15 protein-coding genes, 2 tRNA genes and 4 pseudogenes are annotated in these 20,962 nt (G+C 35.0%); 13 read left to right on the top strand and 8 right to left on the bottom strand.

Annotation, left to right across the window (positions count from 1 at the left end; genetic code table 11):
- Positions 1–139 precede the first annotated feature (139 nt).
- Positions 140–913 carry an NAD kinase gene (locus ACFIKY_RS05980; RefSeq protein WP_012755068.1) on the bottom strand — a complete coding sequence of 258 codons (774 nt, stop codon included), beginning with the start codon at positions 911–913 and terminating at the stop codon, positions 140–142.
- Positions 914–1,175: 262 nt separating this feature from the next.
- Between ACFIKY_RS05980 and ACFIKY_RS05985 the strand changes: the two genes are divergently transcribed.
- From ACFIKY_RS05985 to ACFIKY_RS06000, 4 genes are all read left to right on the top strand, one after another.
- Positions 1,176–1,252: transfer RNA gene (locus ACFIKY_RS05985), tRNA-Arg, on the top strand.
- Positions 1,253–1,756: 504 nt separating this feature from the next.
- Positions 1,757–1,939, top strand: coding sequence for a YbfB/YjiJ family MFS transporter (locus tag ACFIKY_RS05990; RefSeq protein WP_375636341.1), 183 nt, complete (start codon positions 1,757–1,759; stop codon positions 1,937–1,939).
- A 1,324-nt stretch (positions 1,940–3,263) separates the two neighbouring features.
- Positions 3,264–3,509, top strand: coding sequence for a hypothetical protein (locus tag ACFIKY_RS05995; protein ID WP_375647407.1), 246 nt, complete (start codon positions 3,264–3,266; stop codon positions 3,507–3,509).
- Between the two features lie 210 nt (positions 3,510–3,719).
- Positions 3,720–3,944, top strand: coding sequence for a DUF6990 domain-containing protein (locus tag ACFIKY_RS06000; protein WP_375647419.1), 225 nt, complete (start codon positions 3,720–3,722; stop codon positions 3,942–3,944).
- 513 nt (positions 3,945–4,457) lie between these two features.
- Here the strand turns inward: ACFIKY_RS06000 and ACFIKY_RS06005 are convergent.
- Positions 4,458–6,026, bottom strand: coding sequence for a TerC family protein (locus tag ACFIKY_RS06005; protein ID WP_375661545.1), 1,569 nt, complete (start codon positions 6,024–6,026; stop codon positions 4,458–4,460).
- Between the two features lie 437 nt (positions 6,027–6,463).
- Between ACFIKY_RS06005 and ACFIKY_RS06010 the strand changes: the two genes are divergently transcribed.
- Together ACFIKY_RS06010 and ACFIKY_RS06015 are read left to right on the top strand one after the other, a co-directional pair.
- A tRNA-Lys gene (locus ACFIKY_RS06010) sits at positions 6,464–6,539 on the top strand.
- Between the two features lie 890 nt (positions 6,540–7,429).
- Positions 7,430–7,759 carry a hypothetical protein gene (locus ACFIKY_RS06015; protein ID WP_375661546.1) on the top strand — a complete coding sequence of 110 codons (330 nt, stop codon included), beginning with the start codon at positions 7,430–7,432 and terminating at the stop codon, positions 7,757–7,759.
- A gap of 350 nt (positions 7,760–8,109) precedes the next feature.
- Here ACFIKY_RS06015 and ACFIKY_RS06020 read toward each other — a convergent pair whose 3' ends face one another.
- From ACFIKY_RS06020 to ACFIKY_RS06035, 4 genes are all read right to left on the bottom strand, one after another.
- Positions 8,110–9,063, bottom strand: coding sequence for a YbhN family protein (locus tag ACFIKY_RS06020; protein ID WP_375661547.1), 954 nt, complete (start codon positions 9,061–9,063; stop codon positions 8,110–8,112).
- A 15-nt stretch (positions 9,064–9,078) separates the two neighbouring features.
- Positions 9,079–10,830 (bottom strand): YbaL family putative K(+) efflux transporter, encoded by a 1,752-nt coding sequence (gene ybaL / locus ACFIKY_RS06025; protein ID WP_375656205.1) that lies wholly within the window; start codon positions 10,828–10,830, stop codon positions 9,079–9,081.
- Positions 10,831–10,929: 99 nt separating this feature from the next.
- The gene (gene secD, locus ACFIKY_RS06030) at positions 10,930–13,443 is read right to left on the bottom strand and encodes a protein translocase subunit SecD (RefSeq protein WP_375644680.1); all 2,514 of its coding nucleotides are present in this window, start codon (positions 13,441–13,443) and stop codon (positions 10,930–10,932) included.
- 92 nt (positions 13,444–13,535) lie between these two features.
- Complete coding sequence (locus tag ACFIKY_RS06035) at positions 13,536–13,913, bottom strand: hypothetical protein (protein WP_375661548.1); 378 nt, start codon at positions 13,911–13,913, stop codon at positions 13,536–13,538.
- Between the two features lie 179 nt (positions 13,914–14,092).
- On the opposite strand from ACFIKY_RS06035, the gene ACFIKY_RS06040 reads away from it, so the two are divergent.
- The 4 genes and pseudogenes from ACFIKY_RS06040 to ACFIKY_RS06055 all read left to right on the top strand — a co-directional run.
- Positions 14,093–16,468, top strand: coding sequence for a mechanosensitive ion channel domain-containing protein (locus tag ACFIKY_RS06040; RefSeq protein WP_375661549.1), 2,376 nt, complete (start codon positions 14,093–14,095; stop codon positions 16,466–16,468).
- The gene (locus ACFIKY_RS06045) at positions 16,462–16,734 is read left to right on the top strand and encodes a hypothetical protein (protein ID WP_375647414.1); all 273 of its coding nucleotides are present in this window, start codon (positions 16,462–16,464) and stop codon (positions 16,732–16,734) included. Before ACFIKY_RS06040 ends, ACFIKY_RS06045 begins: the two co-directional genes overlap by 7 nt.
- A 564-nt stretch (positions 16,735–17,298) precedes the next feature.
- Positions 17,299–18,336 (top strand): porin, encoded by a 1,038-nt coding sequence (locus ACFIKY_RS06050; RefSeq protein ID WP_375661550.1) that lies wholly within the window; start codon positions 17,299–17,301, stop codon positions 18,334–18,336.
- Between the two features lie 668 nt (positions 18,337–19,004).
- Positions 19,005–19,094 (top strand): annotated as a pseudogene (locus ACFIKY_RS06055) (DUF4102 domain-containing protein); the annotation flags it as partial.
- A gap of 94 nt (positions 19,095–19,188) precedes the next feature.
- Here the strand turns inward: ACFIKY_RS06055 and ACFIKY_RS06060 are convergent.
- Positions 19,189–19,347, bottom strand: a pseudogene (locus ACFIKY_RS06060) (glycoside hydrolase family protein); the annotation flags it as partial.
- Between the two features lie 106 nt (positions 19,348–19,453).
- Here ACFIKY_RS06060 and ACFIKY_RS06065 point away from each other — a divergent pair.
- Complete coding sequence (locus ACFIKY_RS06065) at positions 19,454–19,789, top strand: type II toxin-antitoxin system RelE/ParE family toxin (protein WP_372440016.1); 336 nt, start codon at positions 19,454–19,456, stop codon at positions 19,787–19,789.
- Positions 19,770–20,090 carry an addiction module antidote protein gene (locus ACFIKY_RS06070; RefSeq protein WP_375636315.1) on the top strand — a complete coding sequence of 107 codons (321 nt, stop codon included), beginning with the start codon at positions 19,770–19,772 and terminating at the stop codon, positions 20,088–20,090. Before ACFIKY_RS06065 ends, ACFIKY_RS06070 begins: the two co-directional genes overlap by 20 nt.
- 169 nt (positions 20,091–20,259) lie before the next feature.
- Here the strand turns inward: ACFIKY_RS06070 and ACFIKY_RS06075 are convergent.
- Positions 20,260–20,604 (bottom strand): annotated as a pseudogene (locus tag ACFIKY_RS06075) (phage tail sheath subtilisin-like domain-containing protein); the annotation flags it as partial.
- Between ACFIKY_RS06075 and ACFIKY_RS06080 the strand changes: the two are divergent.
- A pseudogene (locus tag ACFIKY_RS06080) lies at positions 20,604–20,917 on the top strand (YqaJ viral recombinase family protein); the annotation flags it as partial. The pseudogenes ACFIKY_RS06075 and ACFIKY_RS06080 overlap by 1 nt on opposite strands.
- Positions 20,918–20,962: the final 45 nt, after the last annotated feature.

The following is a 20,962-nucleotide window of genomic DNA, read 5'->3' on the forward strand; positions in this document are numbered from 1 at the left end:
TCAATTGCTCTGTGATTTTAACTGCGCTATCTAAATGATGATTATAACCAATATTCTACACTCTTAAAAAGTGTTAAGATGTTTTCACAAAAAAACTAACTATAACAATCATATACATATAAAACGCATAATACAATCATTAATAGCGAAATTGTTCTGATAAAATGCGCTCATCCCATGAATGATTTGAGTCAAAAAGGATTGAAGCTGTTACTTCTGTTGCCATTGAAATAGTAACTGAATGAACAGATTTAACTTCAATATTATCTGCAGCAGCGTTGACAGGGCGTTTGTCAGGTTCAAGCATATCAAAGCGCACTATTACTGTATTGGGAAGCAAAGCTCCATGCCAACGCCGAGGGCGAAAAGGACTAACGGGAGTGAGTGCCATAAGGGGGGCCATAAGAGGTAAGATAGGTCCTTGTGCTGATAAATTATAGGCGGTCGATCCAGCTGGTGTAGCGACGAGAACACCATCACAACTTAATTGTTCCATGCGTACGTTGTTATCAATGGTGATGCGAATTTTTGCGGCTTGATAAGATTGCCGAAAGAGGGATACTTCATTAATTGCAAGCGCCTCGATAGAATCTTGACATTCAGATTTTGCAATCATGCGCAGGGGATGAATTTCTTTTTTATGTGCGACAGCAATACGATTGGGCAATTTTTTTTCATGAAATTCATTCATAAGAAATCCTACAGAACCTTGATTCATACCATAAATAGGTTTGCCTGTGTTCATGACGTCTCGTACGGTTTGTAACATTGTCCCATCACCACCGATTGCAACAACAATATCAGTTTCTTCCAGAGAAGAATGACCATAAACGGAAATTAATTTATGGGTAGCTTTGATAGCGTCCTCAGTTTCTGCGGAAATAAAATGAAAGCGACTTGGTAATGTAGTCATTAAAAAATTATCCTGATATTTATAATGTATGTTGTAACTTATTTTTGAGAGTTTTGAAGTTGTAACAAAAGCTCTTTTTATAATAAAAAGAGCATTGAATAAAGAGAAGTTATTTCAAGGTAAAGTATCATTGAAAAGTAAGAGGAGTGCGTTGTTAGATAAGTTACAAACAAGTAATTTTTTATTAAAATGATAATTTAGCATTGAAGCTAAGAGTATGATTGGTTAAAAGACCATAACTGATTTTAATAATCAGTTTGAAGCACCCGTAGCTCAGCTGGATAGAGCGCTGCCCTCCGAAGGCAGAGGTCACAGATTCGAATTCTGTCGGGTGCACCAAATTCTTCAACTTCATATCATCCTAAATAACAATATTACCTAAAAAGAAGCCAATTTCCTCTTTTATGAAAATGGTCATTTGATTTGTTTATTAAGTTTTATAGCGAATAAGCAAATGATTTTAAGAGAAGTAAAATTTACGGCTGCGTATATAATTTTTCGATTAGTCATTTTGAATATCGAGATAAAAAAGCAAGATTATCTAAATATGCTTTCAATTTAACTATAAACATATATAACATAAAAATACATTTAATTCAATATGTTATTGTATAATTGATCTGGCGATATTGATAGTAGATAGCTAAATATATTGTTTTGAGCATTAAAATAGATAGCTAAATTTGCTTTTATTCTATTTGGGAGCTAAAGGCTGTTATGGTGAAATGGAACGCGGATGAGGAATATCACCAGTTAAAGGAATAATAATAGGGATAAAAATAATCGTCAAGATTTGAATTATTTCAAAACGCTGTATTCGGTATGGTTATTATGGTTTTGAGAATGGGTATCGGGAAATTTCTCTATACACCAATATTGCCAGTTATATTGGATAAGGGATTGTTTACCTTTAATCAACTTTCTTATATAGCTAGCGCTAATTATGGTGGGGGAGTATGTTCTTTACGTTTGGCAAAATTGGGAATATATCTCTTGCTCCTCACATGCTATCTTGTGCAGCTATAGTAATGATTGCACTATTCATAGCAATGCCGAAGTTTATGATCATGCTGTTGTTAGTATGCCAAGGTTTATGGCAATGCCAAGATCTCTGGTTATTTCGTGATTAGAGGTAATGTATATGGCAATGCAAGAATAAAAAGACATAGCGATTTATATTCGGTTCCCATAAATTGTGAGGTTTATGAAAGCGATAACGTTATCAAGATTGATAAAAAGAATAAATGACATGCGTGGAGAGCGCCTTTTTGATGGTTATAAACGCATCATAAAAGAGAGAATTTAAAAAGGAAAGCCGTGCCAAGTGATATGACGCGGCTTTTAAATAGAGGTGCTACAGATCATACAAAAGAAATCAATAATGGATGCATATATACAAAACGTATCATATTGCAAGCGCTCTATTTTATTGATTAAAACTTATCAAAAGGAACATAAATGACAGATATGATTTTTAATCACTCATTTGAATTACAGAACCTATAAACACTTTGTTTATGGTTATAAAACGTATTAAGAATAACGCCTTCATTTTTGAGGGGGCATTTGAAACAAAGCACATTATCAAAATGCCTCTTTTAAAACGTTTTTTGCTTGTTTGCTTGCGTTATATCATTAAAAGACTTTTGATTTCATAAGACATAACATTATCAATTTTATTATCTGTTGTGATGATACTATCTATATAATGCCAGCTTGTCATTTACTAACTTTTTTAGTAAGCCCCGCTTTAAAATCGACTTGTCTTTAAATCCTTTTATGTGTTCTTAATGAATTAAAATCTATCTTATGATAGCTTCAAATGATTATTTCTTTTAAGGTTTCGCTCAAAAAAAAGTAAAACCCATACTATTCTTTAAGCGTATGCAATTTATGTTATCGATAATTCCAAACGATTACGTTTTTAACAATGCGATTTGTGTGTGATAAAAACGTATCATAAAATTTATGAACTGTTATGAATGATAGCTGCTTTTTACTTCATTTGAATGTTTACATGCCTTATAACACTTGCATCATAATTTGCTTTTTATAGTCTATTCATACATGGCAATTGTTTATAAAAAATGGTCAATTGAATCACGTATAAAGTGTGAATTCTAAATGGAATTCATATAAAATAATTTCACACAAACTATTGACTTTGTTGTTTTTTTTAATGATAAGATTTCATCTCGTTTAGACGTTGCAAAAGAAATCACCAAAGACCTTATTGATAAGATTCTTCTCTTATACGGCGTTATCAATTTTATTTGCAGAAAGCTGTTTTGCTTTTGACTTTTGATATGGATACAACCTTTTTTCAGGTAGAGCAAAGAATTTTTTAGCCATGGAGAGTGCAACAGCGCTCTTCAAAAATCTTGATTGGTCTGTTGAGAAAATTAAAGAGGTAGATAATTATTCAGCACGTTATCAACTACTAGATCGTGAAGTACAAGTTCTTTATAATGACGCAATTATCAAAGGTTATCCGCAATTTGATGTTGGATTTTCGATTAGTACTGGTATTTTAGCTGCTGCCTGCATGGTAATTGACCCCTATCAATTCTCAGCACTTACAAGATTTAAAATTTGACTTTGATAAAAAGTGGTTGAGAGTTTGTGAAGAAGAAATATATGCGGATTGGTTGAAATTAGAGCTTGATTATGTCTTGAAATGGGTGATGGAAAAAATTGATCTTCATAAATGCTTTTATTCCAGATATGGAGCACTACCTTGGCAAAAGAGTGAAGTTGAGGCACATAAGGTTATCAAGATAGATGATGCAGATTATAGCTACTGCATATTAGTGCACTGGCTTTATTGGGTGATGTTGCAACCTTACAATCTTATTATCAAAGTTTCAGTGCAGGGGATCATTTAGGCTTTGATGAAAATACCCAAAAGATTCATCTTGAACGTGCATTGGCTTTAGCCAAAGAAGTGGTGAAATCTAAGAAACTCAGCTACACTTTAATTGCAAAAGTAGCAAAAAATATGAGCCATGTGGAAGAAAAACAAAGTTCTTAATAAGAGCTTTCCAGAGAGGTGGAGCTTCATTCTTGGAAGGAAAAAAATAGCTAAATTTATCGAAACAAAAGATAAGAAATATCAAGAAGATCTCAAAAAATTATAGGAACCAGAATCTAGTTTAACGCTGCCATTATCAGTTGAGTGAACCCAACAATGGCGGAGTTCTATCCATTAGCGGAAATCTGATGTTTGAAAGATGATTTCTTGATGTGAAGCTAATATTATAATAAATAATTATTATAAATCAATATGTTGTATATATTCATAATTTTTGAGATTAATGACCATTGACAAATAATTTTTCATCATTTTTTCTCTTACAGCTTTTTGTAAATCATCAATGGAAATTTTTATAATGGAAAGTTTATTGATAACATAACTTTTGTATGTTCATTACTTTACGCTTAAAAAATATAGAAATAGTGAAATGCAATTAAGTCATCAACTTCTTATTCTTTTCAATTTTTAATCATAAAAAAATCTTTTTATTCATCTTGCTTATAAAAAGAATTAGCTTTTTTCTGGTAAGACAATTGGAGAAATAAGGATTTTAGATATGTTTCGGCGTTCCATTTCAATCACTTTAAAGTGTAAACCATCAGTTTCAAAACTTTCTCCCTCATTTGGTAAATGACCAAACTGCCAAAGCATAAAGCCTGCCAGAGTCGTATAACGATCTGCTTCATCCACAAGGTTACGCCCAAGATAACCACTTAAACGGCGGATATCAGCATATCCCTCAACAAGAAGACTGCCATTTTCAAGTCGTTCTGCGATCATGAGTGCTTCATCGTCATCAGGAAAGTCTCCTGCAATAGCTTCAAGAATATCAGTTGGTGTTGCAATTCCTTCAAAAGATCCATGCTCATCAACAATAATTGCAAGCTGAATCGAAGAATGACGTAATTGCTCCATCAATCGTAAAACACTTGTATTTTCATGAACAACGAAGGGTTCTCGCATAGCTTTTTTCCAATTAATCTTTTCCCCCTCAGCCAAATTCAAAAGAAGATCTTTTGTCAATGCAACGCCAACAAATTCATCTACTTTTTCACGCGCAAGAATTAAGCGGCTATGTTTAACCTTTTGTAATTCTTCACGCATTTCATTTTCATCAGCATTTAAATCTAACCACTCAATCTCATTACGTGGCGACATGATAGAGCGAACAGGGCGATCAGCTAAATCGAGAACACCACGAATCATCTCCTTTTCTTCTGGTCTAAACAACTCAGAAGCTGCGGCCTGTTCCGCAATAACATCTACAGTCTCAGCAAGGTGACTATCTTTACTTCCTCCTCCTAAGAGCCTCAAAACAGCATCAGCTGTTCTACTGCGTAGATCATTCGTTTTAATCATTTTTTCACGGTTACGACGTCCAATTTGATTAAAAGCTTCGATGAGAACAGAAAAACCAATAGCAGCATACAAATACCCTTTTGGAATATGAAAACCAAATCCTTCAACAATGAGAGTAAAACCAATCATCATCAAAAAACCAAGACAGAGGATTACAATAGTGGGATGACGATTAATAAAACGCATAAGAACACCAGATCCGCACATCATTACTCCCATAGCAGATATGACTGCGATATACATAACTGTTGCCTGCTCTTTTGCAATCATACCTGTTGCGGTAATAATACTGTCTAGTGAAAAAACGGCATCCAGCACCACGATTTGAACAATTACTTGCCAAAAAACAGCATAAGCAACGCCTGTTTTTCTTTCATGTGATACCCCTTCTAACCTTTCATGTAATTCTAACGTTCCCTTTGCTAGCAAAAAGGCTCCACCACCGATTAAAATAAAGCTATGCCAACTAAATACAAAAGATGAAAGTGAAAGAATTACCCTATCGAGTCTCATAACCCATCCAATAACTGTAAGAAGGAAAAGCCGCATAATTAATGCTAAAGTAAGACCTAGAAAGCGTGCGCGGTCACGCAAATGCAGTGGCAATTTTTCAGCTAAAATTGCAATAAAGATAAGGTTATCTATTCCTAAAACAATTTCGAGAAAAACCAGCGTGATCAAACCAAACCACGCATGGGGATCAGTGATCCATTCCATCATTCCTTACCTTTTAGAAGCTTAAAAGCGCGCGATTGACAAAAAAAATTCATAGGCTTTTATTCGTATATTGGATCATGAACATTGAATGTAAAAAAACTTATATTCAACGAAAAAAACAGCAAAATATTGCTTGAATGCATGTGATTATTGATAAAACAAAACGATGCCCCATCCCGCTTACAACCACAAGAAGATTCCTCTAAATTTTGCTCGGGCATTATACTCGATAATCCTCCAACTATAGGTTCTGTATAACAATCAGAACATTTATTTAGAAAGTTCCTTATAATGGGTTTATTTTTATATAAGATCAAGTGGTGAATATCATATTTTTAATCTTACAGACAATGAGTCTATATAACAAACAACAAAATATCTGGACATCCATCCTTAGGAGCGTTATAGAAATGCTCATTCTCATCTTTTGAGAAGCTTATGGGTGATTAGCTCAGTCGGTAGAGCAGCTGACTCTTAATCAGCGGGTCGTGGGTTCGATCCCCTCATCACCCACCATTCGATTTTATACCGTAAACAACTTATTGATTGCGTAAATTTTTTTAAGGTACGAGTTGCTAAATAAAATTGGGGAGTAGGATTTCCCCATATGCATTTGTTTAAAAGTGAAGATTGTCGATATAGCTTAGTCATCGGGTGTTGTACTTTTAGGGGCTTAAAGAACTTCAAAGGACATTTAAAGATCTTTTAATGCGTATTGTTTTTTTTAATCGCAATTGGTAAGGAGAAGTTTCTTACCGACAATTGTGCTATTTAAAGGGGTATAAAAATCAACAGTTTTCACTTCTTTTAATATAAATTGACTAAATTTTTTTGGATTTTTAGCATATTGTTTAAAGATAGAAGAAACTTTACACTTTAGTTGTGTCAGCAGCGTGGATATTTTTTGATAACTCTCCCACTTAAACAAAAGATCTCTGTAATAATCATCAGTATTCCAAGAGGGTGAATCAAGATAAAACAAAGTAGTTAGCTGGACATAACAGGAATAAAATTAGATCAGTTTAATGGTTTAAAGCTAATACCTGCTAAACGACAGAAAATAAGCTTTAATAGGGCTTTAAGTTTTAGAATATTAAACCGTGCGGTTACGTTATACTGTCTTTCCGTTAGCTTAACCGTTAAAAATATAAACATTAAGAAAGCTGCTCAGAATCATTATAATATATTGATTTATAATAATTAATTATTCTTTGTTTGAGAAAACTTTACTGCCATAAACTTCTTTTGTTTTAATCTCTCTTATAATGAATTAATTAAACTCATTTATTTGTGCATTATAAATGGGATTAATGTGTGGATAAAGACTATTAAAGAAAAGCATAAAAATGATTCTTATTAAAGTTCTTAAGCGTTAAAAGTTATCACAACATTGGAAAAATAGTATAATGGTGCAGGCTTGCTCTTTTATTAAGTATAAAGATGATGGTGCAACAATGGCTTTACTATTATCCATTTACGGGCGTTATTGTGTAATGGGGAAGAGCACTGAGAGAGGTTTCTTAAAAAAGGTATGTAAATTGGCAACACGATGGTGTTTTTTCTTTGAGAGGCTTGATTCTATTAAAGAACGTGACAAACAAAAGCGTGACACAATATGTATACACATTATTCCTATATTTTTGAGAGATGAAAGTTTTGTAAAGTTTTTCCTTGTATTTTTATATGATCGTTTAGAAAAAATTCTTTTATTAAAAGGGTTCTTTAAGTATTCTTGATTTATATAATTTTTCTTTTTTAAATAATAAAATGAAGTTATTTTCAGATAGAGGTTTTTAAATTTGAGTATTTGTTTTTTGCAATGATGTGCTTTATCCAACATAAAAATCGATTACATAATAAAATAGTACTTTTAATATTCAAGTTTATGGGAGTTTTTTTGAAGGAAAATAGATAAATATTTCTATATTTTTCGTAAAGTAAGATTCTTATAAAAGGGGACCTTCAAGTTTCAATGTAAAAAAGATAAATAAAAATAATGATTGTATTAATTTACATATACAATCGATTAGCATGGATGATAATCCTTTATAGGCACACAAAAAAGAAGTAGTTGATAGCCTTTTATTTATTCAGGAGGTGTTTTGGGGGCTCTTTTCCAGTATTGATGCGCTTCAAAAATGGCGACCACAAATAATGAAATGATAAGCGGTATAATCAAATAAAACATTCTAAAGACAATAAGTGCTGCAATAACATCGGTTGGATTTATATTGGGCATGCCTGTTATGAAGAGAGCTTCAAGAACTCCTACTCCTCCTGCTGGAGCATTGGAGAGAAGAGTTATCGTAAAAGATGCTAGGAAAACACCAAGAACAGAGATAAAATGAATATCTGCGTTGTGTGGGAGAACAGCATATATAATTCCTGCTGCTCCTAAAAGCTCTAAAGGGCTAATGAGAAGCTGTTGAATAACAATTTTTAGCCGTGGATAGGAAAGTTGAATTTTCTTACCCAAGCGTAAGGGTTTTAACTGAAGCCAGCTGCCAAACGTATAAAGTGCTATACAGCTGAGTAAAATTGCTCCAACCGTTGTTCCTAGCCATTCAGGAAGTTCTTTATGAATGAGGGTGATAATTTCGGGTTGTAGCACCAAAACGATTCCCAAAAGTAAGACTGTGCCGATTACAAAAGTAAAAGAGCAGAAACCTACTAATATTGCGATTTCTGTTCCGTTTAATCCTTTTATTTTATAGGCACGATAGCGCACAACGGCACCAGAAAAAACTGAAGCACCGATATTGTGTGAAAGAGCGTAGGTTGTAAATGAACATATAGCGATAAAAACCCAAGAAATTTTATGGCCTAGATGTTGCAAGGCAATTCGATCATATCCAGCAAGAGCAGCATAAGCTAGGAGAGAACATAAGCAGGCTAATAACCAGTGCTGTGCATTTAAATCGCTCAAGCGCTCCAATACATCCCCAAATGAAATGGCAGAGAGTTTCATATAAAGAATCCGAATAGATATCAGCATTGCTAAGATACCAATCAATGGCCATATAAACTGCTTTATTTTCACGATTCTTTATCCATTTTATGTTTTCTGTAAATTTTCATGATTGAGCATATTCTGTACAGATCTTCGTTCCATTATATACTCTATGATGCCATTGGCAATTTCTTCATTATCCGTTACTACAACATCAGCACCTAAATCAATGAGATATGTTGTTTCTATGTCGGATAATGCATGTGTGATTATCTGGATATCTTTCTTCATATTCCTTATATTAACGATACATTCTCCTACTTCAATGGTGCTTAGCATTGTAATAACAACTTTATCTGCATTACTTATATTTGCTGCGTTCATTATTTCTTGTTGAATGATATTGCCGCAAATAGCCTCAAAGCCATCTGCAATCGCTTTATCAGAGAGGCGTTTTGATTCTTCTACGATCACTATAGGTTTACCTCTATTTATTAAAGATAATGCAACACACTTACCAATACGACCATAGCCAATAATTACGATATGGCTATTTTTTAAGGTCATCGGCAAAAAATCTTGGTCAGGATCTTGTGGATCAATATCAATAATTGTTTGGGTATTTTGTGAAGATGCAGAATTTTTTTCTAGACGTTTTTTAATTTTATTACAGGCAATGAAAACAAGAGGATTGAGCAAAATAGAAAAAATTGCTCCTCCAAGAATTAAATCATGAGCGTCATTGTTTAAAAGTCCTAAGCTTAAACTTAAACCAGCAAGGATAAAGGAAAATTCTCCGATTTGGGCAAGGCTTGCAGAAATAGTCAAAGCTGTTGCATTAGAATAGCGAAAAGCCTTAACGATGAAAAAGGCAACAGCAGATTTTCCGATTACGATAATGAATAAGGTTGCTAAGAGAGGAAAAAAATGAGTTAAGAGTTTCTCTGGGTCAAATAACATGCCTACAGAAACAAAAAAGAGAACAGAAAAAGCATCGCGCAGTGGTAAAGATTCTTCCGCGGCACGGTGGCTTAATTCTGATTCGCTCATGACCATACCAGCAAAAAAAGCACCAAGAGAAAGAGAAACACCAAATAAATGAGCGGCTCCAAAAGCCACTCCTAATGCAATAGCAAAGACGCTAAGACGAAATAATTCACGTGATCCCGATTGTGCGCTCATTTTTAAAAGCCATGGGATAACGCGTCGCCCAATGACGAGCATAAGTGCAATAAATACAATCACTTTCAGGATGGTGAGACCAAAAATACCCCAAATACTTAAATCCAACCATTGAACAAGAGGATCCAACGCTTCTTTTTTGGTGTTGCTGAGGGCACTTGCCAAGGAAGGGATGAGGACAAGTATAAGGACCATTGCTAAATCCTCAATAATCAACCATCCAACGGCAATGCGTCCTTTTTCTGTTTCAATAAGATGACGCTCTTGCAAAGCACGTAGAAGGATAACAGTACTTGCTATGGATAAAGCAAGGCCGAAGATCAAACTACCACCGAAGCCCCAGCCCATAATCAAACCAAGGCACAAACCTAGAAAAGTAGAAAATGCCATTTGTGCAATAGCAGCGGGGACAGCAATAGCTTTGACAGATAAAAGATCTTTTAATGAAAAGTGGAGCCCAACACCAAACATCAGCAAAATAATACCAATTTCAGCAAGTTGATTAATGATGACGGAATCTATTTTAAATCCGCCTGTATTGGGTCCCACAATAACACCGGCTAACAAATAGCCTACAAGTGGTGAAATACGCAAACGGCTAGCAATCATTCCCAAGAGAAATGCTAAACATAAACCTGCAACAATAGTTGTGATAAGTGGTGTGTCGTGGAGCATGGATTATTTACTATTCTTGATCAAAAAGCGAATGAATGAAAATGACTATATTTCTATGAGAAGAGAAGCGAAATGTATCATACGTATTAAAGGGCATTTTTATTTCACTTTGGTATTTGCACGATTATTTCGCTCACGCCACCAATTTCCTAGCAGGAGTAAAATAGGAGCAGCAATAAAGATAGAGGATGATGTTGCAATAATAATCCCAAAGACCATGGGCAATGCAAAATTATGAACAGCACTTCCACCCCATATCGCCATGGGGAGCATAGCAAGAATTGTTGTGGCTGATGTAAAAAAACAACGTACAAGAACCTGATTAATTGACAGATCAATCAGCTCGCGCAACGGCATTTTTTTATAAAGACGCATATTTTCGCGCATCCTATCATAGACGACAACTTTATCATTTATAGAATATCCAACAATTGTTAAGAGTGCAGCGATAGCCGTTAAATTAAAATCAAATTGAAATAAAGCAAAAAAGCCAATCATTTTTGTGGTGTCTAGAATGAGAGTGATAATTGCTCCAATAGCAAAGAACCATTCGAAGCGTAACCATATATAGAGAGACATGGCAATAGCCGCAAGGATAACAGCAGTAAAAGCAGCTGTGGCAAGCTCGCCTGAAATTTTGGGACCAACAACTTCTATTTGATCGAATGTGGTATCGGGATAGATATTTTGTACAGCTGTTTTGACCTTATCAATGGCGATGGTTTGTTGTGCTTCGCTACCGCTTTGTTTCTGCATGCGAATTAATACGGTGTTTTCGTTATCAATATTTTGCAAGGTAACTTCACCAATATTAAGAGTAGAAAGCTTGGAACGCAGAGTTGCTAGATCTGCTGGTGCTTTCGTGGTAATACTCATTTGGCTTCCGCCAATGAAATCAATTCCGAAGTTCAATCCAGGCTTAAAAAAGAGAAAGACTGAAGCCATTGATAAAACAATTGAGACGCCAATACCAATGAAACGTGCTTTCATAAAGTGGAAAGTTGTGTTTTCTGGCATGATGTTGAAAGCAGAGTGAATATGCAATTTTTTAATTTTCCATTTACGAACGATCCAAATCATGATGATGCGTACAATGGTGATATTTGTAAACATGGAGATGATAATACCAAGCAACATTGTTACGGCAAAACCACGAACGGGACCGGTACCAAACCAAAATAGTAAGACAGTCGCTATAATTGCCGTAACATTTGCATCAACAATGGTTGCAAAAGCGTGTTTAAATCCACGATCTAGGGCTGCAAAAGCACTCACACCTTTTCGACTTTCTTCACGGATACGTTCATTGATGAGAATATTAGCATCAACGGCAATACCGATGCCTAAAATAATACCAGCAATACCAGGTAGCGTAAGCGTAGCTCCCAAAAGACTCAGTGCAGCAAATGTTAAAATCGTGTGCAGAGCTAGTGCTATATTGGCAATTAATCCCCAAATGCGGTAGAGAAGAAAAATAAAAATTGCAACAAGAATAAAGCCAATTATGCCGGTGTAAAGTCCCATTTGGATGGCATCAGCACCAAGATTTGGACCTACGGTTCTCTCTTCAATGACCGTGAGTGGTGCGGGGAGGGAACCAGCACGAAGCAGAGCAGCCAGAGTTGAGGCTTCTTTGGGGTCAAAGTTTCCTGTAATTTGACCTTGTCCATTGGGAATGACACTATTGATGGTAGGAGCGGTTAAAACCTTATTATCCAGAACAATGGCAAAAGGACGGTTAATATTTTGTCGTGTTATATCGGCAAATATTTTTGCACCAGCGGAATCTAGAGTAAATGAAATAATGGAACGCCCTGGTATTTGGGGGTCAAAACCTGCACGGGCATCTTTCAGGACATTTCCATCTAAAGCGATTTGATCATAAATTGCATAGTGTTGTGTTGCATCAGTATATCCAGGAAGAATAGAAACACCTATAGGGGGATTATTGGGGTCCACATTAGAAGGAACAAGATGAAAACTCATCTTAGCGGTTGTTCCTAAAAGATCACGTAGTTGTTTTGGATCTTGTAGTCCGGGCAATTGGACCATAATACGATCATTTCCGACCTTTTGGATGGCTGGTTCTGAAACACCAACTTGATCTATACGGCGACGGATGATTTCTAAGCTTTGTTCAATAGCATTGCTTACACGGTCTTTTATACCAGCTTCCGTTAATGTGACGCGGAGAGTTTCATTTTGAGCACTGATCGTGATGTTATGTTCTGTTGTACCAAAGCTACTGTGTATGGGGGTTATTAATGTTTTCAAAGCAGAGAGTGCTTTTTCAGTTTGCGATGGATCAGAAATAAGGGCAATAATACTATCTTCAACGATACGCACACTTGAGGTGCGGATTTGTTTTTCACGCAATACATTGCGTACACTGCCTAAAACTATGTGTAACTGATCGCGTTTTAACGTTTTGCTATCAACTTCGAGCAGGAGAGAAGAGCCTCCTTGAAGGTCAAGACCAAGTGCTACACGGGTGTCGGGTAAGAATTTCGAGTTTTTAACTTGTTCATATGAAAATAAATTGGGCAAGGCAACATAAATGCTGCTTAAAAGAATAAAACAATAAAGGGTAGTTAACCAACCAGGTGTACGCATGATATATTCCGCTAATAGGCAATCTAACAGTTATTCAAAGTTAAAAGCACAAGTAAAATAAGATGATCGTTTTATAATTCAAGGAAGAGAATTTAAGTGTGTTCATTAGGAGGAGCGCGTTTATTTGAGAAATATTGCGTTTTAACGCTAAGAAATCGTGTACCAATAGCTGGAATCTTTATTAAAAAGAAATCCAATGTTAGGATTTTTTGAAAGGTTTTCGTAAAAATAGATTCTGTATGGAGTATTACAAGTTTTTTGTTTTCAGTTGTGGTAACATTCAACTGATCACACTTATTGTGTAAATTAAATCTATTCGTTTTAATGATATTATTGGTGTGTGATTGTTTGATTAAATAAGCACGCGTTCCTAGGTTGCTCGTCAAGAATACACCTAAACTGGATAGAAAAATCCAAGTTGTCAAAGGAAGAAAATTTTCTTTTTTGCAATAGAGGTGCAAAAAACACATACTAGAGTGCCTTCTTTAATCTTATTGAGTTCAGCTTATTTATTATCCTTTTCTCTTATTATCAGTATTATAGGATAAGGGAAAGCTTTTATAAGATTATTCTACAAAAGTTGAAAATATCTGCTTTATACCATATTAAAGAGGGGGGATAGAATCCTTTTTGTGCGCATAAGGTAGATATGTATTCATTTTGTAGAGAAAACATCCACATACTTTTCCTTCTTTTGGGGATTACCTTTGTATTTAATTCTGGTGCATGGGGGAATAGGGGGGCACAAAATACAATTGTCGAACAAACAATAGATTCTTATTCAGTTGATGAAATTATTCAACAACAACAGTTGATTATTGAGACTCTTGAAGAAAATAGTGAAACTTTAAAAAGAGATTTTGACAGAAAGTCAGAAGATGAGCGTTCTTTAGAAGAATTGCGGTTACGTGCACAAGATATCAGTGAACGTGCTATTGAGGCAGCATTTGTTTTGCGTCTTCCTCTTAATGAGATTAATACACTTCTTGATCAATTAACGGAGATCCATCGTGACGTAAAAAAACTGAAAAGCTCAGTGAAAGAGTATTCTTACTTGATAGAGCAAAAAGCTAAAATTAACAGTATCATGCTTCGTTTTGAAGAAATTTTCTTAGCGGCAAATAGAATAGCTGAACTTTCTATTTCTCAATCTCGGGAGCTTTTTAAACGCACGCTTACGTATAGGCTTGAGTTTTCGATTCCGATGGTTAAACAGCTCGCCCAAAAAACAAAAGAGGCTTCATCAGATTTTCTTTTGTTGTTAAATTCTTGGTGGAATTTTATATTTTATTTCAAGTTGTTACAACTATTTCTTTCCTTTTTAATTCCACTTTTTATCACTTTGGGTCTTTCGTATTTTTCTCGAAAAGTTCTTGTTCATGTGTATTGCCACTTTAGGAAGTCTAATGAGGAAATATCTTATTTACAACGCTTATTGATCGCCTTTATTTCAGTTCTCTTACCTTCGCTTATATGTACTTTTTGCGTTTATCTTGTGTTGTTTTTGTTTCGTAGTTTTAACTTAGATCTAGGTAAGCTTACAACAGTTTTTGATATGATAGGTTGTCAGATTATTTTAGTATTTTTAATCAATCGCTTAGCAATTGTTCTTTTATCTTCGAATATGCTCCATGCGCGTCTTCTCAGTATTGCACCATCGTCTGCTTATCAATTAGTGATTTTACTCACTTCTTTAGCGGGTGTGTTGGCATTTGATGCTGTTCTTAATAGTATTTATCAAATTATTTCAGCGCCTCTATCTTTGACAATTGCTAAAAGTTTTATTGCTGTTTTTCTTGTAGCGATATTGCTGTTTATAATATCATTTGTACCTTTGCGATTTAGACGTAAGCGTTTTCAAGGAGAAAAAAAAGAACCATACTTTTGGCCATTTTATATACGCATTCCTCTTATTGGCTTGGGGTTACTGCTCTTTGTGTTGAATCTTTTAGGTTATGTTGGTCTTGCACGTTTTATTATGCAGCAAATTATGATTGGTGGAGCATTTTTAGTTCTCATGTATTTAGGAATACAAAGCGCTCAAGAACTTGGAACTAAAGGCCAATTTATGAAAACAACGGTTGGTCATCTTTTGATGCAGAGGTTTCATTTAGAAGAAAAAACGATGAATCAATTGGGAGTTTTTGTGAGCGTTTTTCTCAATTTATTTGTTGTTGTATTTTGTGCAATGCCAATTGCTGTACAGTTTGGATTTTCCTATTCTGATTTGAAAGCAGTATTGTGGCAATTGGTTACTGGTTTTCAGATTGGAAATATTACTCTTTCTTTGATTTCTATTATAACAGGAATTATTTCTTTTTGTGTTTGCTGGTTTCTTATTCGCCGATTTATTGGTTGGTTAGATAGTGTGGTGTTGGTTCATGGAGAGTTCGATTCTGGTATACGTAATTCTATCAAAACAGTGATAAGTTATGGAGGCGTTGTTGTGTCTGCTTTGACGGGATTGTCAATGGCAGGTTTGGATCTTAGAAATTTCGCTCTTATTGCTGGAGGACTTTCACTTGGTATAGGTTTTGGTTTACAGAATATTGTCCAAAACTTTGTCTCTGGACTTATTATTTTAGTTGGAAGACCATTTAAAATAGGAGACTATATAGAATCTGGATCAGTAGGTGGTGTTGTTAAGCGTATTAGTGTGCGTGCAACGGAACTTGAGACCATTCAGCGTAAGACGATTATCATTCCCAATTCAAGCCTTATTAATAACAACGTTAGTAATTGGACTAGACGTAATAAAGTAGGACGAATTGATATACCAGTTACTGTATCATCTAAAGTTGCTCCAGAGCATGTTGCTGAAATTTTGTTGGAGATTGCTTTTGCGACAGAAGGCGTTTTAAAAAATCCTACCCCGCAGGTGAGTTTTACAGCATTTGATCATAAGAGTTTTTCCTTTAATTTAGCTATTTATGTGCCTAATATTACCTCACCTTCTCATGTAACCAATGCTCTTCGATTTGTCTTATATAAGCGTTTTGCTGAGGAAGGAATCTTAGAATGCTGAAATATATTTATGCTTTGATTACAGTTATTCTGTTGAATATTTTTACCATAACAGCTTTTGCCGCAACAGTGAAGAATACAGATTTAAAGGTACAATCTCTCGTTGTTATCGAGGGAAGTATACCTTCAAAAGTTTCTTTAAATACTCATCAAACAATTACAATTTGTATGAAGGGATGTTTTATAACTTTTCCTAATAAAGACCGTTTTGCAATAAAGGCAGATGATAATATAGAAATCAGTCGGGGAAGAGCAGTTTTTAAATAAAATGATTGAGAATTTTTATTTGGAGACAAGATTTAGAAGGATAATGATATTGTCGTATTAATAATCTCATCCTTTAGAAAATGGTAGAAAAAAGGTATGATTTTAGTATAAAATGGGTGTATTTTTTAATACTATGTAGAATCTACAGTATGCATTTTGGATATAAGAATATTGAGGTATTTATAATATTTTTAATGAATATCGATTTTTTAAAAAATAGTTACATCACTTTTAGAATTTTTCTCACGAAAAAAGGTGTAAAATATACTATTTTGTGATTTTTTTTGCGTTTGTTTTGATACACAATGTTTTATATTTCATCATTTAAAAAATATAATAAGTATTTTTATTAAATATTTATTATTTGGAGTATTCATTGTTCTAATATTTTAAAATTTATTTGATAATATTAAATTTTGATGTAAAGATATATTAATCTAGTGATAGATTTAAATGTAACTATAAAGGAGTACATGAGATTTTGCAGCATAAGAATTTATAAAACTTTGTTTTTCTAAATGTGATTTTTGATTATATTTAAATTTAGCAATGGGGTATAATTTTATGAATACAAAATTTATAACAGCATCTGTTTTTTCTTTAATTTCACCTTCTATAGTACAGGCTGCAGATGTGGTGGCTCATGAAGAGCCAGTACATGTTGCCTCAGAAGTTGTTGCTTCTTCACCTTTTTCTTGGGCAGGCATTTATTTCGGGGGGCAAGTGGGTGGCTTTTCAAGTAAGACTTCTGCGATAACGCGTGATGTTAATATTCCTCTCTATCCTGATGAAGAGAGTAAAAGTAAACCATGGATACCCGTCGAGAAACAGTATATGCCTGAGCTTTCTGGATTTATGGGTGGTTTTTATGCGGGTGTTAATTTTGATCTCGGTAATAATTTTATTGTGGGGATTGATACGGATATTCTTTTAACGGAAAAAAAGGATACAAAAACAAGATTTCAGGCTGATGAATCGAGTGTTGGTGGCCCTGGCACTGGTGGATCGGGTACTGAAGGATCGGGTACTGAAGGAGCGGGTACTGAAGGATCGGGTACTGAAGGAGCGGGTACTGAAGGATCGGGTACTGAAGGAGCGGGTACTGAAGGAGCGGGTACTGAAGGAGCGGGTACTGAAGGAGCGGGTACTGAAGGAGCGGGTACTGAAGGAAAAAGTCGAAAAAGGGCAAAACTTGTCAGTAGACAGGGTAGAGGATTGTCTCGCTCTGTTGCAGAGGATAAAGACAGTTTAACTTTTAATCATACGTTAAAACAAAAATGGACAGGTGCTACACGGGTGCGTGTTGGGTTTTCTGCGGGGCGTGTGATGCCTTATATTGCTGGTGGTATTGCTTATGGACAGTTTCAAGATATTTTGTCGACAGTAATTACGGGAGGTGAGCCCTTTAATAGGACATCGGATGCAACAAAAACGATGATTGGTTATACTCTCGGCGGTGGTGTTGATTTTGCAATGACAGATCATCTTGTTGTGCGTGCGGAATATCGTTACTCAGATTTTGGTAAAAAGAAATTTAAAGACGAGATTGAAGTTAAGTATAAGACGAATGATTTTCGCGCAGGAATAGCTTACAAATTCTAGTTGTGTAGGATAAAGGAGCTTAAATTTAAGAGGTCCTATCTCTTTGATAGGGCCTTTATTTTTTTTATGTTATGCATTGTAAATGCTATTTTATGGTGAAGAAAGGGTCTTTGATTTTGAGTGATGATGAGGAGATAAGAAAGAATTATTTAAATTCTTAATTGTTAAGAATGAAAATTCTTTGGTTCACAAGGTATAGTTGAAATATTTATTTGCAAAGAAGGAATGATTCGTTTTTTGCATTATTACGTTATCGCATGATAATATCATTATAGCGTTAAAAAAGTAAACTTAAAGATCATTTTTCTATCTAAACAATTAGAAGATAAAGAAAATTCACATAGAGTGATGCGGATGGTGTGCACATTTATGCACCAATTTTTTCCCTTAGAATTCTCTACAATATCACCTGATAGTGCGGTTTATCTTTTTTCTATTTAATAACTAATTGTTTTTATTTTATTTATTAAATTTTCTTTTTATATAATCTTGGTATCAGATGAAAGTGCTCCAAGCGCGATTCAAAAGGTGGCTTTTAAAAGGTGGTTCGAAAAATAAGAACATGTGATAGACTATTAGTCTTATCTGTAAAAAATCTATCTAAAGGCAAATATGCTGACAGAGCTGGTTTATGGCTTATAAAAATTGCATCAGATCAAGGATGATGGATTTTTAGGTTTGACCTCAATAAAAGACGACGAGAAACGGGGTTAGGCTTTTGTAGCAATGTATCTTTAAAAGAAGCACGGTTCAAGGCTTCAGCTTGTTATGACTTTTGGGATCAAGGAATTGACCCAATTCACCAAAAACAAAAGAAAATTTGCGTCGGGCAAGGGGGGTATTTCTTTACGAGAAATTGCCTCCGGCACTGTTTGTATGTCTATAACCTATTGTCCACACCCCAATGGCATCTTTATAGGCGTTCAAACGCAAATCTTCCCATTGTTTAATGAGTGCAAGTCCTTCTGATGATATTTTCGCATATGCTTCTTCATAAAAAAAGCTTCGCAAAAAGCAGAGCTGGATTAAAAAATTGACATCTTTCTCATTCGAAAGGATGGCTTGTTAAAAAACCTATGTAGCTTTTTCACTGGAACAAAATAATGTATTTGACAGTATTTATTCTGTATCTGATAAGACACAACTATTTACAGTGTACAAAACAAAATACTTTATGAAATTGCTAGATTATTTAAAAGATGAGATTGCGCAAGCACATGTTGTTACATGGATTGCAAGAATAGAAACAGGATTTCTTGGTAACGCAAAATTCTTTCGTGGAATTGGAGAATTAAAAATAAATCGCGGACTAGGCTATCGTGTTTATTTTTTCAAACAAGGAAAAGAGATTATTTTGTTACTTAATGGCGGCGATAAATCTACTCAGCAAAAAGATATTGAAAAAGCTCTTCAATTAGTAAAGGAAATAAAAAATGGAAATCACCAAGTTTGATACAAGGGAATATTTCAAAACGCCTGAGACTCAGAAAATTCTTTTACAAGATGCTCTTGAAAGCAAGGATAGCAAGTATCTTGCGCATGCTCTTGGCATAATAGTGAAAAATCAAGGAATGAGTAAAATCGCTCAAAATACAGGGTTATCAAGAGAGTTTCTTTATCGTTCTTTAAGCGACAAGGGTGACCCACGACTTTCTACTTTTCGCAGTGTTTTGAGTGCTTTAAATTTGCAGATTAGCTTAACGTCTATCCAAAATAATTGTAAGGAACAAGCGGCTTTAGAAGAAGCAGCTTGATCTGCTTCCCACTTTTAAAGATGGGGGAAGGGAGGTACTTAAGCAACCTTTTTAATGAGGGGCTCTACATCTGGTTTATAACCTATCATGTATCCTCTTTATCCATATGGATGACGCTTTCACTCACGTCACTCATGTAGTTTTTTTTGATATTGCGGTCGACAGCCTATAGATGCCCACGCAAAATGGCGTCATTGATCATATCGTCGGTTCTCACCACCGATAAGAAAGCAAATTTTGTATCACTTGAAAGAGTGCAATTGCCCCAAAGACGATAACCGTTTTCGCGGATAATTGTTGTGATGGTTTGTTCATTGAGAAGGTTGGCGCGGCTTGATCTATCATCAATGGAAAAATCAATTGGACGCGCAGTTCCAACAATGCCATTGATTACTTTGTTTTAAGGAGAATGCCAAAAGCCATGTGTAAAATCAGTTTTAGAAATGATATTTGTAACAGCTGCGCTTGCTGGCTATTCTACGATTTCTCCATCACGATTCACCTTTACAAAAGGGGCTTATTGGAGAAGACGGTTTAATTGAAGTCAAATGTCCACAATCAACGACCCATCTTCGTTTTTTGTGTATGACGAAATCAAGCCTGAATATCACGCGCAGATGCAATTCCAAATGGCATGCATAGGATGCAAATGGTGTGATTTCATTAGCTATAATCCAAACTTTGTAAGTAAATCTACAGGTTTGAGAATGAAAATCAAACGCATTCTCCGTGATGAGAAACACATTGAAGAGATTAATAAAACTGTTGAAACCTTCTTAGCGGAAATAGAACAAGAGATGCAAAAGATTTTGACAAAAGCTGCTTAAACCTATGGGGGGTCTTCCCCCAACACCCTCGCCCATTTGTATAAC

The organism is Bartonella sp. CR127HXZ (assembly GCF_042194555.1).
Classification (GTDB): domain Bacteria; phylum Pseudomonadota; class Alphaproteobacteria; order Rhizobiales; family Rhizobiaceae; genus Bartonella; species Bartonella grahamii.